The organism is Sulfitobacter sp. W027 (assembly GCF_025143985.1).
Lineage (GTDB): Bacteria > Pseudomonadota > Alphaproteobacteria > Rhodobacterales > Rhodobacteraceae > Sulfitobacter.
On record NZ_CP083564.1, the window covers coordinates 1752919 to 1768609 of the forward strand.

Annotated in this window: 9 protein-coding genes and 1 tRNA gene; 4 read left to right on the forward strand and 6 right to left on the reverse strand. The window is 59.3% G+C overall.

Annotation, left to right across the window (positions count from 1 at the left end):
• Window positions 1–6: 6 nt before the first annotated feature.
• The gene (locus K3759_RS08615) at window positions 7–345 is read right to left on the reverse strand and encodes a hypothetical protein (RefSeq protein ID WP_259981097.1); all 339 of its coding nucleotides are present in this window, start codon (window positions 343–345) and stop codon (window positions 7–9) included.
• A 351-nt stretch (window positions 346–696) separates the two neighbouring features.
• Here K3759_RS08615 and K3759_RS08620 point away from each other — a divergent pair, with 351 nt between their 5' ends.
• On the forward strand, window positions 697–6546 hold the full coding sequence (locus K3759_RS08620; protein WP_259981099.1) for a DUF11 domain-containing protein: 5850 nt from the start codon (window positions 697–699) through the stop codon (window positions 6544–6546).
• A gap of 121 nt (window positions 6547–6667) precedes the next feature.
• Here K3759_RS08620 and K3759_RS08625 read toward each other — a convergent pair whose 3' ends face one another.
• The 5 genes from K3759_RS08625 to pdxH form a co-directional block, all read right to left on the reverse strand.
• Window positions 6668–10318 (reverse strand): vitamin B12-dependent ribonucleotide reductase, encoded by a 3651-nt coding sequence (locus K3759_RS08625; RefSeq protein ID WP_259981102.1) that lies wholly within the window; start codon window positions 10316–10318, stop codon window positions 6668–6670.
• Between the two features lie 695 nt (window positions 10319–11013).
• Window positions 11014–11090, reverse strand: a tRNA-Pro gene (locus K3759_RS08630).
• Between the two features lie 77 nt (window positions 11091–11167).
• Window positions 11168–11665, reverse strand: coding sequence for a DUF192 domain-containing protein (locus K3759_RS08635; RefSeq protein WP_259981104.1), 498 nt, complete (start codon window positions 11663–11665; stop codon window positions 11168–11170).
• Window positions 11641–12186 carry a cold shock domain-containing protein gene (locus tag K3759_RS08640; protein ID WP_259981105.1) on the reverse strand — a complete coding sequence of 182 codons (546 nt, stop codon included), beginning with the start codon at window positions 12184–12186 and terminating at the stop codon, window positions 11641–11643. Before K3759_RS08640 ends, K3759_RS08635 begins: the two co-directional genes overlap by 25 nt.
• 19 nt (window positions 12187–12205) lie before the next feature.
• Complete coding sequence (gene pdxH, locus K3759_RS08645; RefSeq protein ID WP_259981108.1) at window positions 12206–12811, reverse strand: pyridoxamine 5'-phosphate oxidase; 606 nt, start codon at window positions 12809–12811, stop codon at window positions 12206–12208.
• Window positions 12812–13049: 238 nt separating this feature from the next.
• On the opposite strand from pdxH, the gene fabI reads away from it, so the two are divergent.
• The 3 genes from fabI to K3759_RS08660 are packed head-to-tail and all read left to right on the forward strand — an operon-like array spanning window position 13050 to window position 15676.
• Complete coding sequence (gene fabI, locus K3759_RS08650) at window positions 13050–13856, forward strand: enoyl-ACP reductase FabI (protein ID WP_259981111.1); 807 nt, start codon at window positions 13050–13052, stop codon at window positions 13854–13856.
• A gap of 57 nt (window positions 13857–13913) precedes the next feature.
• The gene (gene gpt / locus K3759_RS08655; RefSeq protein WP_259981113.1) at window positions 13914–14447 is read left to right on the forward strand and encodes a xanthine phosphoribosyltransferase; all 534 of its coding nucleotides are present in this window, start codon (window positions 13914–13916) and stop codon (window positions 14445–14447) included.
• Window positions 14448–14494: 47 nt separating this feature from the next.
• Entirely contained in the window at window positions 14495–15676 is a 1182-nt protein-coding gene (locus K3759_RS08660; RefSeq protein ID WP_259981116.1) for an aminotransferase, read from the forward strand.
• Window positions 15677–15691: the final 15 nt, after the last annotated feature.

Genomic DNA, 15691 nt, shown 5'->3' on the forward strand with positions numbered 1-15691 from the left:
AACCACCTACCCCGTGGCCCAAGCCAGTTCGCCCACGATCACATTACAGGCCTGCTGCGGGGTAGAGAAAGCGACCTGCATGTCAAAGGCCATGCGCACATCTGCACGGGCCTTCGCAATCGTCGCATCCGTCGCCCCAAGCCGCCGCGCAGTGGCGATGTTCTGGTTCGCATCATGGCGCAGCTTTCGCACGCTTTCATAGCCGCCCGCAAAGCCCGCACATTGTTTGGCCGTTAATTCCGCCGCCGCCGCTCTGCGCGCCGCGGCTTCCATGGGCGAGGCCGGAGGTTCGACACAACCCGCCAATGATCCGGTGAGAAATCCCAATATAATAAGACGTTTCATCAAATACTCCCTTTCTTGTCTTTGATAGGGAGAGACTGGTTTAATTTTGGTTAACGCTGGTTTTGCTTCACGCGCCATGAGGTGAAGGCCCGGCATCTAAAACGATCCGCAAACTCAGACCTCCTTATACCGTCGGCGCATTACGCTGGCCCAAGATTACGCCCCCGACATCCTGCTGACGTGAACCTCCGGTGCAATCGCCCTTCAATACATAGTTAACCCTGCGAGGTTAAGACATGTCACCAAAGCCTAGCTGACCTATCCGAAAGCGCATGCCCGCCATCCACCTGCCCAGATTGACGCGAATGTTGCCCAGTGAAAGCCTGAAGCGGGATAAATTGAGAGTAAGTCATGATATTCTTTAAGTTTTTTCGCAGGAGTGCCAAGGCCGTTTTGGGGGCATTCTTTTGGCTATGTTTCTCGACCATGGTGCTGTCCCATGGTGCGTGGCTGGGCGGTGGCGGCATCTCACTGACCGATGCCAGCCGCCAGCAGATTGCGGACAGGGTCGCGGCGGGGCTGCCGCCGATTTCAGCCGGTGATACCGTTGCCGTCATTGCCGATTTTCCAGTCATCGCCGAAGGGACGATCGACGGCCCGGGGGGATATGCGACGCTCTATGTTCCTGCGGGAAGCGAGGTCACCTCCGCCTATATCACAGATGCGACCGGGGCGCCCCGTGACGCCCGCCCTGCCCGTGCGTCCACCGGCTCTGGCGTATCGAAGGGTTGGGGTCCGAAGGGCCAACAGACCTTTGATATCTCCCCCAACGGATGGTCGCCCTCGGAAACGACCCAATGCCAAGCGGCAGGTTTTTCCATCGCCAATTGCAACGCTGGGCTTGCCTATATCTATGGGGATACTGGCATTTTCTACTCGACACGTCCGGACACAGCCCTGTTCGCGAACGGTTCTGACATCGCGACGTTGGAGAATGGATACCTCATCAATCCCACGAACGGCAGCCCGTGGGGCAGCGTGGGGGGCACCGGCACGGCACGCGTCCACAACAAGTGGGACGCGGTTCAGATTAACGCCTTCGGTTCAGGGGGGACAATCGATCCGAATGGTTTCTCAACGCAGGAAGAAACCTCGATCACCGGCGGTCGCGGTGCGACACCCTTTCGTGCAGGCAGCCCTGTGGCAGGCCCGGATTCAGGTTCCGATTGGGATCGTTACGGCACCACGGGCCCTTGGAACCGGATCAGCTATCCCGGGTCGTGCGAAGCGGATGATCCCCTTCTTGCGGGCCCCGACGGGCCAGCCAATGGTGCCGGTTCGGTCTTTCCTGACACATTGGATCCGGGTGTTAACTCCTACGAAGCCTGCACCGAAACTGCGGCTGGATTTAACCTGAATAGCAGCGTCGCTTCCCTGCCAAGCGACACAAATGCAGTGCGCTACGCCTTTGGGGGGATCGCGCAGGGAGAGACCTTCTATGCCGTCATGGAAGTAAAGGTCAGCGACCCGGCTAATATCGGATATTTCAACGCTGAGGGCCATGGCGGCGACTCCGCCGAAGGGGCGGCCGCCGGGAACGATAACCCTTGGCGCTATTGGGTCGCGGGCACTTCTGCCGTTTCTCCTGCGGGGCCTGAAGACCTCTTTGTCTCGATCTCTATTTCAGCAGTCAACGGGACACCCTACTCGGGCGGCGATATCCCGCAAGGGGCCACGCTGACCTACCGCGTCAGCTATGTGAATACGTCACTAAGCCCTATGACCAATGTGCAAACCTCGGTAACGCTGCCACCGGAAATCTCTGGTACAACGAATTTTCAGGTGATCTCTGGCGCGGATATCCGCCCTGCTACCGCCCCGACAAACGGCACTTTCTCGCTGCTTCCTGTTCCCAGCCTGAACGGACTTGGAAGCGGCGCCATCGAGTTTGATGCCTATGTCTCGACGGCGGCGGGGGGCAGCATCACTGCCGATGCAGCAAACTCTAGTGACGAAGGTGGTGCCGATACCGATAGCGTCAGCGTGAACGTTACCGCCGTGCCAGCCGATACGCTTCCGACCTGCTCTGGAACGCGGTTTTCGGTTGTCGACTGGGCATCTGACAGTCCTGCAACACTCGGCGCGACATCAGCTTTTACCCGCTACGGCGTGGGCGGTTCACTCACTGTGGCCGCAAACGCCGATGCGACCTTCGGCCGAGCAGCCGCGATCGGAACCTCGAATGAACTCTATTCCGCCGGGTATGGCGGCAATCCCGTTTTGACACAGCAATATGCTACATTGAACGTCGATTTTGATACACCGATGAACTCGGTCCATGTCTATATCACGAGCCTGGATCTCGACGAATCCGTAACGATTTACGGCGAACGTAACGGTGTCCGCGCGCAGCCAGCCATCGCCGACGGCCCGCTGTCTGCGCCAATGCTGCGACTGGCTAATGCCGATGGTTCCGTCTTGGCAGAGCGAAACAGCACATTCTCCACAGCCGCCCTGCCGGAAAACTTTGCCGTGGAAGTTGGGTTTGGTGCCCCGATCGACCGGATTGTGATCGATCATGGGACACGCAAGAATAATAGCGGGAATTTCGCCGGATCACTTCAGCTGACGGACATCCAGGCCTGTGCCGATTTCACCGATGCCCCGTCGATCTATGGAGATGCCCTCCATACGCTGGCGCAAGAACCACGGGTCTATTTAGGCGACGCTGTCACGAGCGACGCAGGTCCCGGCAACGCCGATGATGCGGGCTCGGACAATGACGACGGCATCACCATTCCCCCGCTCATTCAGGGGTTTATCGCAACGATAGAAGCGCGTGTGCAAGGCGATGGTGGCTTCCTAACCGCTTGGATCGACTACGACGGTAATGATGTCATGGCCGTCGCCACCGCAGAAGAAATCGCGCGTGATTTGCAAGACGACGGCACGGGCGGGGATCAGGTCGCGGGCGATGGCCTGATCCAGTTCGACGTGATCGTGCCCGGTGATGCGGTATTGGACCAGACCTTTGCCCGCTTCCGGTGGTCTACAACCCCGGTCGTCGGCGTGGCGGATGTCTTCCTAGATGGCGAAGTCGAAGATTACCCCATCAATATCGCTGCGGCCCCTCTGGTCGATCGCGGTGACGCGCCGGCAAGCTATGGAGATCCTTTGCACATTATCGCAGAAACCGGCATCGCAGGCACCTATCTGGGGGCAATCTCCCCCGACCCCGAGGCGGCCTCGCAGGCAAGCCCCGATGCGTTGGGAGATGATCTGGACGGGAATGACGACGAAGATGGTGTCACCCTGCCGCAACTCTATGCGGGCGGCACGAACGAAATAACCGTCTTTGTGAACGAGGTGACCGGCGGTGTCGGCGGCCTAACGGGTGGTGTGGCCTATCTTCAGGCGTGGATAGACTTTAACGGAAACGGTGTCTTCGGCGCTGCGGAACAGATCGCCTCAGACCTTCAAGATGGCAGTGCCGGAGATAAGGATGGCACGCTCAACGGCGAAATCCGGTTTGACGTGAGCGTTCCCGGTGGTTCCGTGCTCACGCCGACCTTCGCCCGGTTCCGATGGTCGACCACCGAAGGCGTGGTCCCCGTGGCACTTGACGGGGAGGTTGAGGATTACATGCTGACTGTTTCTGGCGACGTTCCTCCGGTCTCATGTGACAGCGGCCTATACTTGCTGTCTGACGACCCTACGCAATTGCGTAAGCTGCGCTTTAGCGACACCGGATCGGGCTATTCCATGTCGCTGCAATCTCTCGGCACAGCGCCGCGTCGGATAGAGGCCGGCTGGGGATACAATGAGCTTGATGGCTATATCTACGGGGTTCGCCCCGGCAAAGACGAGCTTTGGCGGGTGGACGGGATCGGGAACTTTACCGAGATGCTGACATTCCCGGGCAGCGCCGAGCAGGCCGAAGATGCTGGCGATATCTTACCCAACGGCATCTTGGTATATGAGGCAGACGACGTGACTTGGCAATTGTTGGATCTGGCCGATCCCAACAACCCGGTCGACGCCGGACAGTTAATCCTATCCCAAGCTGTAACCGTGTCCGATTTTGCTGTAAATCCGTTGGATGGGTTTATTTACGGGATCAACGAAGACACGGGCAGACTATTTCGCGCCTTCGCGAACAATGGTCTCGCTGGTTTCACCACAGTGGTGGAGTTTGGTCCCGCAGTTTACACTGGTATCTGGTCCGCGGTTTTCTTTGACGAGAACGGCCAGATGTACGCTTACGAGGAAAACTCGAACTCAATTTACCTAATCGATACCTCAAGCGGCAACAGGCTAAGACTGGCAACAGGGACGGACGAGGGCGGTTTCAGCGATGGCACCTCGTGTCGCGGCGGGACACCTTTCGTTCTCTCCGGTCTGGGGGGCAATATCTATGTCGACCAAGACGGATCGGACATAAAGGACGGAACAGAGAAGAACTTGGCGGGCGGAATCCGGGTGGATCTTTACTCAGATAATGCGACGCCAAATGATCTGGACGATGATAGCTTCATCAGAACTGTCGATACCGAACCCGACGGAACCTATGCTTTCGTTGGTTTGCCCGCGGGTGCCACCTACCGGGTAGAGGTGGACGTCAATGATGCAGACCTGCCCCCCGGTGCGCAAATCGGTACGTCTAACCCCCTCGTCGGTGTAAGGGCGGATTCCGGTGCATTTACCGTGGCATACGACTTTGGGTTTGATCCGCAGTTTTCCGATCTCTCGATCACCAAAGAAGCCTTTCAGGCGGGCACCACCTCACCGGTCACCACCGCCGTCGAAGGCGATATTATCGACTGGGTGATCAGTGTGACAAACGACGGCCCCGGCTCGCCTTCCGGGGTTAAAGTGATCGAAAACATCCCCGCGGGTTTTGCCTATATCAGCGACACAGCCCCCCCGACAGGAGATTACTTTGATCCAAGCACAGGGCTTTGGTTCGTGGATGAAATTCTGCCCGGCGCGACCGAGACGCTTACCATTCGTGTCCGGGTAACGGCGGGTGGCAACTACACAAACGTGGTTGAGATTGTTAGCAGTTCCCTGCCCGACCTCGACAGCGATCCCGCCGTTGGTCTGTCACAGGATGACTTGCAGGATGGAATTGCCGACGACGACGAAGCGAGTGTCACGATCACCCTCGCAACCACGGGCGGCCAAATCTCGGGCCAGTTGATCCGCGACGATGGCCGCGGCGCGGTCGCCCACGATGGGTTGGCAACGGGAGACGAGGCTGGCACCAATGCAGGCAGCATTCTGCTGCTGGATGATGCTGGCGCACTCTTGGCAAGTCCACCAGCTGCCGCCGATGGACGATGGTCCTATCGGCTCGCGCCAGATTACACCGGCAGCTTGACCATCTCCACGGCCCCGTCCGAGGGGTGGCGCGCGATTTCCGAGAGACCGGGATCATTGCCGGGATTGGTGAATAGCGATCCCCATGATGGCGCGTTCAGCTTTACCCCCGCGCCCAATACTGATTACAGCGGAATTGCCCTAGGGATCATTCCTCTCCCCACCTTGAGTGAAGACCGTGACGCGCGCATCGGCGCGGGCCAGATTGCCCTTCTCCCCCACCTCTATCGCGCCAGCTCATCCGCAATCACAACCTTTACCGTTGAAAATATCTCCGAGCCGTCGGTCGGCGCGTTCTCGGTCGCACTCTTCATCGATAACGATTGCGACGGTGCACCCGACACCCCAGTGACAGTGCCCATCTCCGTTCAAGCGGGCGATGAGCTCTGTCTCATCTCACGGGTCTCGGCGGGCGGCGGCCTGCCACCGGGCAGCGCTTTAACCTATGAAGTGCAAGCCACGACTGACTTTTCCGGCACCACGGCTTCGCATGTGGTAACCGATACAGATCGCGTGACAGTGGAAGTCGGTGGCAGTCAACTCGTTCTGGTGAAAACAGTCCGGAACGAAACCCAAGGCACTGACGAAGGCTATGCAAACCAAGCCTCGCCCGGGGATGTGCTCGTCTACCGCATCAGCTTGGTGAACCCAAGCCAGCGCATTGCATCGGCCATCGTGATTTACGACCGAACGCCGCCCTATACACAATTGGCGGAAGCGGTGACTACACCGCAAACCGTAAGCCCTTCTCTGATCTGCGATCTTGCAAACCCGAGCACTAACCTGCCGGGATATATGGGCCCCTTGCGGTGGGATTGCAGCGGAACCCACGCCGCAGGCGCTGAAGGGAGCGTTATCTTCAAGGTGCGCGTCACGCCTTGATCGGATCCGCCGGACAGGCTTGCAGGTCGAGGATGTGCGATACACCCTTGAACGGCTGCAAACCTGTCCGAAAGCTCGGACCGCTTTACAATTGCCTCACCTTACGTCGCGGCGGGTTGGTTTAACTGCAGCCGCTGGTGCCGCCGCAGGTGTTGCATTTCATGCAGGTGCCGTTGCGAACCAGCGTGTAGTTGCCACATTCGCCACAGGCTTCGCCCTCATAACCCTGCATCTTGGCCTTGGCCCGCGCATCAAGGCTCACCGCGCCGGAATTGACGGCAGCGGAGGAATTTACCGCCAATGCCAAGTCGCCGCTGACCTGTGGCGCGAGGGTTTGAACGGCAGCACTTGCCTCCACACCTTGCCCGCCCTGCAGCACAACAAGCTCTTGCGGCAGACGGTTGCGCAGGTAACCGGAAGAACTGATTTGCTTAAGCACTTCCAGTGACTTATTCGCCGCCTTCTCACTCAGCTCGCTGACGTTCCCGAGGTTCTCTTCCTCACCCCGGCCCAGATCATCAAAGGTCGCGCCTTCAGGCTTCACATGCGCCAGATCGGTCCGGTCGAGGTAGGACACTGCCAGTTCGCGGAACACGTAGTCAAGGATCGAGGTCGCCTGTTTGATGCTGTCATTGCCCTGCACCATGCCCGCGGGCTCGAATTTGGTGAAAGTGAAGGCATCGACGAACTCCTCCAACGGCACGCCGTATTGAAGGCCGACCGAGACCGCGATGGCGAAGTTGTTCATCATCGCCCGGAAACCTGCACCTTCCTTGTGCATGTCGATGAAAATCTCGCCGAGCTTACCGTCTTCATATTCGCCCGTGCGCAGATAGACTTTATGACCACCCACATTCGCCTTCTGCGTATAACCCTTCCGGCGCTGCGGCATCTTTTCGCGGTGGGATTTGATGATCTCCTTAACGATCACCTTCTCGACGATCTTTTCGGCCAGCACGGCGGCCTTCTCATGTGGCGTGCCGCTTTCCAGTGTCTCGGCGGCGTCCTCATCGTCTTCGACCAGCGCCGCGGCCAGTGGCTGGCTCAGCTTTGAGCCGTCACGGTAGAGCGCGTTCGCCTTGATCCCGAGAGACCAGCTTAGCTCATAAGCTTTCTGGCAATCCTCGATGGTCGCGTCATTCGGCATGTTGATCGTCTTGGAGATCGCCCCTGAGATGAAGCTCTGCGCGGCTGCCATCATATAGATGTGGCTGTTAACCGACAGGTACCGTTTGCCCTTCTTGCCGCAGGGGTTGGCGCAGTCGAAGATGCCGTAATGTTCTTCTTTCAGATGCGGCGCGCCTTCCAGCGTCATGGTGCCGCAAACGTGATCATTGGCCGCTTCGATGTCCGCCTTGCTAAAGCCGAGCGAGCGCAGCAGGTCAAAGGTCGGGTCGTTCAGCTTCTCGGTCGGGATGCCAAGCACCTGCGTGCAGAAGGCCTCTCCCAGCGTCCACTGATTGAACACAAAGCGGATGTCGAAGGCCTGTTTTAGCGCGGCGTCGACCTTGGCCAACTCGTTGGCACCAAAGCCGTGGCCCGCCAGCGTGGTGTGGTTGATCGCGGGTGCGTTGCCGATTGTGCCGTGGCCCACGGCATAGCTGACGATCTCTTCGATCTGAGCCGACCCGTAGCCGAGTTTCTCCAGCGCGGCAGGCACCGACTGGTTGATGATCTTAAAATAGCCACCACCCGCAAGTTTCTTGAACTTCACCAGCGCAAAGTCCGGCTCAATCCCCGTGGTGTCGCAGTCCATCACCAGACCGATGGTGCCCGTGGGCGCGATGACAGAGGTCTGCGCGTTGCGGTAGCCATGCGCTTCGCCAAGTTTCAGCGCCTCGTCCCAGCAGGATTTGGCAATCTCGACCAACCCGGCTTGCGGGCAATTGGCGTGATCCAGCGGCACCGGCTTGACCGAAAGCTGCTCATACCCATCCGCTTCACCATAGGCGGCGGTGCGGTGGTTGCGGATGACCCGCAGCATGTGATTGGCGTTCTTTGCATAGCCCGGGAAGGCCCCCAATTCACCCGCCATCTCGGCAGAGGTGGCATAGGCCACACCAGTCATGATCGCGGTGAGCGCGCCGCCAAGGGCGCGGCCCTCGTCGCTGTCATAGGAATAGCCCATGTTCATCAGCAACCCGCCGATGTTCGCATAGCCCAGACCAAGCGTGCGGAAGTCATAAGACCGCTGCGCGATTTCCTTGGAGGGGAACTGCGCCATCATCACACTGATCTCCAGCGTCACGGTCCAGAGGCGGCTGGCGTGCATGTAGTCTTCAACCTGAAACTCGCCATCCTTGAGGAAGGTCAGCAGGTTCATCGAGGCCAAGTTGCAGGCCGTATCGTCGAGGAACATATATTCTGAACAGGGGTTCGAGCCACGGATCGCGCCATCTTCGGGGCAGGTGTGCCAGTCGTTCACGGTGTCGTGGTACTGGATCCCCGGATCGGCGCAGGCCCACGCGGCGTGGCCGACTTGATCCCAAAGGTCACGCGCCCGGATGGTCTTGGTCACCCGATTTTCGGTGCGGCTGATAAGCTCCCAGTCGGCGTCTTTTTCGACGGCTGTCAGAAACGCATTTGTGACGCGGATCGAGTTGTTCGAGTTCTGGCCGGAAACCGAGTTATAGGCTTCCGAATCCCAATCGGTGTCATAGGTCGGGAATTCGATGCTAGTGTGGCCCTGCTTGGCGTAGTCCAGTACCCGCTTGACATAAGTCTCGGGGATCGCGACCTTTTTGGCTTCGCGGATCGCCTGTTTCAACTGATCGTTCTTGGCCGGGTCATAGGCATCTTCAGCCACGCCGTCCCATGCTTTGATCGCGTCGAAAAGCAGGTTCAGCTTTTGCTCGTGCATCTTGGAGCCAGCCACGATGCTCGCGACCTTCTGCTCTTCGAGCACCTTCCAATTGATGAAATCTTGAATGTCGGGGTGGTCGGCGTCGACGATCACCATCTTGGCGGCCCGGCGGGTGGTGCCGCCGGATTTGATGGCGCCAGCGGCGCGGTCCCCGATCTTGAGGAACCCCATCAAACCCGACGACTTGCCGCCGCCCGACAGCTTCTCGCCCTCTCCGCGGAGCGATGAAAAGTTGGTGCCTGTGCCTGAACCGTATTTAAACAGCCGCGCCTCGCGGACCCAAAGGTCCATGATGCCGCCATCGCCCACCAGATCGTCGGCGACCGATTGGATAAAGCAGGCATGCGGCTGCGGGTGTTCGTAGGAGGATTTGGACCGGGTCAGCTTGCCGGTCTTGTAGTCGACATAGTAGTGCCCCTGCGCAGGGCCATCGATGCCGTATGCCCAATGCAGGCCGGTGTTGAACCACTGCGGCGAGTTCGGTGCCGCTCGCTGGCTAGCGAGCATATGGCGCATCTCGTCGTAGTAGGCCTGAGCGTCTTCTTCGGTGCTGAAATAACCACCCTTCCAGCCCCAGTAGGCCCAAGCACCCGCTAGACGATCGAACACCTGCTTCGAAGACGTCTCGCCGCCCATGGTCGCGTCATCTGTCGGGACCGAGCGCCACAGGAATTCCGGCACGCCCTTCTCTTTGATGCGGCGCGTGGCGCTTGGCACGCCTGCTTTGCGGAAATACTTCTGCGCGATCACGTCACTTGCTACTTGGCTCCAGGATTTCGGCACTTCGACATTGTCGAGTTTGAACACCACCGAACCGTCAGGATTGCGAATCTCCGACACCGTGGTGACAAAGTCCAAGTCCGCATAGGCGTCCTGTCCGGCTTTAGTGAAATTACGTTCAATTTTCATTGTCGCTGCCTCATATCCAGCATTTCAAATCCCAAGCCGATCCGCCCCCGGCAGACCGCCTCGCCCCTCATTCGAAACAGCAAAGACAGATCTTTCTTGTGGCGCCCGCGCAATAACGAACGACCCTAAACCTTAAAACGTTGGTTCTATACCCTGTCCCACTGTCAAAGCGCCTGCCTGCGTTAACCACAACATCTTGTGGCGCTTTTCTTGACTTCCACAAACTGGCGTAGATAGGACTATTTGGTCAACGGTTTTTTTACGAAATATTTTGCCGCTTTCGGTTGACCGATGCCTGCTGGTTTGCGCTGGCCGACCACGCAGTGATTCAGCCTCAGGATATCCCCAGAGATACCCGCAAGCTGCTGGCCGGGGCGAAATCGAAATAATCATGTATCGCGGCAGGGTTAGCAGGTGGGCCTTGGAATTTTGGTAAATTCATCCACAGCACGGAGTGTGAGCAAGGATATCGGACGATACCTCCCGACCACCCATGCGAAAAAAGAGGCGCCTTGCCTGCGCGCGCCGCGCTCTCGCCTGCAACCGCGACAGAATCAACACGCTCCTTCTGCGAGAAGGCAGAGACCTGCCAAAGCACAGGCGGCCAACACTATATCTTGTGCAGAATGCGAATGTTCCAGCATATGCAGCCCCAACCAAGGGCTGGGACCGACCAAAACGGCTCTGGAAGAAAGTGGTCGGAGCGAGAGGATTCGAACCTCCGACCCCCTGTACCCAAAACAGGTGCGCTACCAGGCTGCGCCACGCTCCGACTGGGGCTTCTTTAGCCATAAGCCCGCCGATTGAAAAGCCCCGATTGACCTTAAAGTGGCAAAATCGGCGAAGTCTTTAGCAAGGCCAGGCTGGATCGTTCTTTGCAAAGGCCGGATGGCGGATTTCGCTGCCCTCAATGATGCCCAGACGTTTGGACAGACCGCCGTTGATCTCCAAGACCGAGAGCAGATCATCCCCGCCCGGAATCGGTGTCTCATCCAGCGGTTTGGCGGCGTGGTGAATTTTTTGCACAACGCCCTGCGCGTCGATGAAAAGCAGATCGAGCGGGATCAGCGTATTGCGCATCCAAAAGGTAAGCGGCTGGGGCGTGTCATAGATAAAAAGCATCCCCGCGCTCAGCGGCAGAGAGCGCCGGTGCATCAGCCCCTGCGCGCGCTCAGCCGTGTCATCCGCCACCTCAACGGAGAAACGCGCCTTGCCCCAGTCGCCCCGCAGGGTCACGGCATCTGCGCGGCAAACCTCTGCCGCCGCCGTTCCAGCAAGCAACAGGGTGGCGAGCGCCGCCGCTGCCAGATGCTTCAGCCCCCCTAGCCGTCTATCACTGCGTCCCATGAGCTTACCTCTGCAGCCAGATGGCCCCGATCGCCAACAATCACCCGCATGGCAAGCGCTTCGCCAGTTTGCAAATCACAAAGTCCGGATTGGCGCAGCACGTCGATATGCAGAAACACATCTTCCGCGGAGCCGAATACATTTGCAAATCCGAATCCTTTGGCCTTGTCGAACCATTTCACGCGGGCAGGCTCAAACTTGGCGGCGGCAAGTTGGTCTGGGTCAAACCCCGCGAAATCGACCACAGCGGCAGGCAGTTCGCTGGGGGGCTCGATGGCCAGGACTTCAACCGCCTGCGCGCCGCGCTCGGTCTGCTGCACGCGGACCTTGACCCGCGCCCCGTCGGCGACAGAACTTTGGCCGAAGCTGCGCAGCACATTGACGTGGAGCAATATGTCAGCCCCGCCCGTTTCAGCCACGACGAATCCGAAACCTTTAAGTGGATCAAACCACTTCACCACCCCATCAAGGGGATCTTTGATCCCCGCCGGTTCCGCTTCGTTCTCAGATACATCTTTCATTGTTTATCGTGCTGCCCCGTCAAGGATTAAGCCGAGTGACGGTCCAAGGCGCTGCGGCATCCGCGCGGCGCCATTGGAAGCGGTCATGCAGACGGAACTCTCCGTCCGCCCAGAATTCGATTTCCAGCGGTGTGATACGGTAGCCGCCCCAGAACGGCGGGCGTTTGGGGTTCACCCCCTGCTGCGCCGTCACCTTGGCCACTTCAGCCATCAGCGCACCGCGGCCCGACAGGGGCTGCGACTGGCGCGAGGCCCACGCCCCCAAACGGCTTTTAAGCGAGCGCGACGCGTAATAGGCATCGGCCTTTGGCCCGTCTTCACGTGAGATCAGCCCCCGCACCCGGACCTGACGGCGCAGGGATTTCCAATGCATGACAAACGCCGCCTTGCCCGTGCCATCCAGTTCTTCGGCTTTTTGGCTTTCGTAATTGGTGTAAAAGACAAAGGCGTCCGGCTCGATCTCTTTCAACAACACCATCCGTGCGTTTGGCAGCCCTTGCGAATCTACCGTGCTCAGCGCGATGGCATTAGGATCATTCGGCTCACGCGCTTCTGCTTCGGTTAGCCAACGTTGCGCGATTGCAAAGGGGTCATCCCCTGCAAAGATACCTGTCCGCGTCTCCATTTGGCATCCCCTTTTAGAGTGTTTGAGCCTGTGACCGGTTCTATGCCGGAGTCTGAGTTATTCGCTAAGACATTTGTTAACGATGGGCAACTCAAAGGACAACCTCACCCAATTTCCGTCAGTTAGCTGCCGGTCTTATGGAAAATGACGCGCGGCAACGCGCGCGTGCAGTCTTGATGGTGGCGCTGCAATCGCCTAGACCAAGGCAACCAAAACGGAACATAGACAAGGCGGCGGAATGGGAAACGAATTGATGCGGGGCAAGCGTGGGCTCATCATGGGTCTTGCGAATGACAAATCCATCGCATGGGGCGTGGCCAAAGCGCTGGCAGATGCGGGGGCGGAACTTGCTTTCTCTTACCAAGGCGATGCGCTTAAGAAACGCGTCGGCCCTTTGGCCGAGCAGCTTGGTAGCGACATCGTTCTGCCCTGCGACGTGGGCGACGAAGCCTCGATCGATGCGCTGTTTGACGGGCTGAAAGAACGCTGGGACGGGCTTGATTTCATCGTTCACGCCATCGGCTTTTCCGACAAGGGTGAACTGCGGGGCCGCTACGTCGACACCAGCCGCGGCAACTTCGCCATGTCGATGGATATTTCGGTCTATTCCTTCACTGCGGTGATGCAGCGCGCGGAAAAGATGATGTCGCCCGGTGCCAGCGCCCTGACGCTGACCTACTACGGTGCCGAGAAGGTCATGCCGCATTATAATGTGATGGGTGTGGCCAAGGCAGCACTTGAAGCGTCGGTCAAATACTTGGCCGAAGACCTTGGTAAGGACGGCATCCGCGTCAACGCGATCTCTGCCGGACCGATCAAAACGCTAGCCGCCTCCGGCATCGGCGATTTCCGCTACATCATGAAGTGGAACGAGTACAACTCGCCCCTGCGCCGCAATGTCACCACCGAAGACGTGGGCAAGGCCGCCCTCTTCTTGCTGTCGGATCTGGGCAGTGGCACTACGGGTGAAAACCTGCATGTCGACGCGGGCTATCACGTTGTCGGCATGAAGGCGGTTGACGCGCCGGACATGTCCAAGGAATAACGCGCCCCAAATCTCTTCTCGCGCGGGTTCCCGCGCCAGCCGCTGCAAAGGAACACCATGAGCACCCAAAAGGACGCCTCGCGCCTGCCCCACGAAAAGGGCTTTCACATTTCTTGGGATCAAATCCACCGCGACAGCCGTGCACTGGCATGGCGTCTGGATGGGCTTGGCCCCGACAATGGCGCGTGGCGTGCCGTGGTGGCGATTACGCGCGGTGGCATGGCCCCGGCGATGATCGTCGCGCGTGAGTTGGATATCCGCACGGTCGATACGATCTCGGTCATGTCCTATCATTCGGGCGGCGGAGCCGCTGACCAGCGGCGTGAGGCGAAGGTGCTGAAATCCCCTGATGCAGAGATGATGGATGACGGCACCGGCATCCTGATCGTTGATGATTTGGTCGACAGCGGCAAGACCATCGAACTGGTGCGCGAACTTTACCCTAACGCCCATTTCGCCACCGTCTATGCCAAGCCCGAGGGCGAGCCGCAGGTTGATACTTTCATCACCGGTGTTAGCCAAGACACATGGATTTTCTTCCCGTGGGACATGGCCCTGCAATACGTCGAACCCTACCGCGGCAAGGACTAAGGGGGCCTAGGCCACCCTCCCTGCCCCTTACCTGACCGGATACACCTATGCCGCTTTCGCGCACCGCCACCACATTCTTCCCTCCGGTGATGGAGGCGCGGCGCTGGCTGGATGGCGTGACATTCACCAACGACCGACCGCTTATCAACGTGAGCCAAGCCGCCCCCGTCGATCCGCCCCCCGAAGGGCTGCGCCGGGCGATGGCCGACGTCACGCTGAACAATGATGAGGCGCATCTTTATGGCCCCGTGTTGGGCCTGCCGGAACTGCGTGCGGAATTGGCACGGCAAACGGCTGAGAAATACGCAGGCGTGGTGACCGACGAACAGGTCTGCATCACCTCGGGCTGCAACCAAGCCTTCGCCGCCGCGATCGCTACGCTTTGCGGTGAGGGGGATGAGGTGATTATCCCGACGCCTTGGTACTTTAACCACAAGATGTGGCTCGACATGAGCGGCGTGACCGCCGTTCCCCTGCCCGTCGAAGCGGACATGCTGCCAGACCCGGCCCGCGCCGAGGCCTCCATCACACCCCGCACCCGCGCCATTGCCCTTGTCACGCCGAACAACCCTGGCGGCGTTGAGTATCCAGCCGCCCTTGTGCAGGACTTCTTTGATCTGGCTCGCCGCCATGGCATCGCGCTGATCCTCGACGAGACCTACCGCGACTTTCACAGCCGCCCCGGCCCGCCCCACGCGCTGTTCAGCGACCCCGATTGGCACGACACGCTGATACACCTCTATTCCTTTTCCAAGGCCTACCGCCTCACCGGTCACCGCGTCGGCGCGCTGATCGCCAGCAAGGCGCGGCTGGCGGAGGTGGAAAAGTTCCTCGACACTGTGGCGATCTGCCCCGCGCAGATCGGTCAGCACGGCGCGCTCTGGGGGATGCAGAACCTGAGCGCGTGGCTCGCGGGCGAACGCGAAGAAATCCTGGCCCGCCGGGCGGCCATCTCGGCACTGATGCCAAAGATCGAACCGCTGGGTTGGGAGCTTTTGGGGCTGGGTGGCTATTTTGCCTACTTGCGCCATCCATTCCCCATCTCCTCTGCTGATCTGGCGCCGCAGCTGGTGCGCGATGCGGGTGTGCTCTGCCTGCCCGGCACGATGTTCCAGCCCGAGGGCGACGCGCGCGGCGAAAGCCAGTTGCGCATCGCCTTTGCCAACCTCGACGCCGCCGGTCTTGAGGTGCTTTTCGACAGGCTTGCAGCCCTGCCACGCAACGCATAGACAGGTCCGAAATTA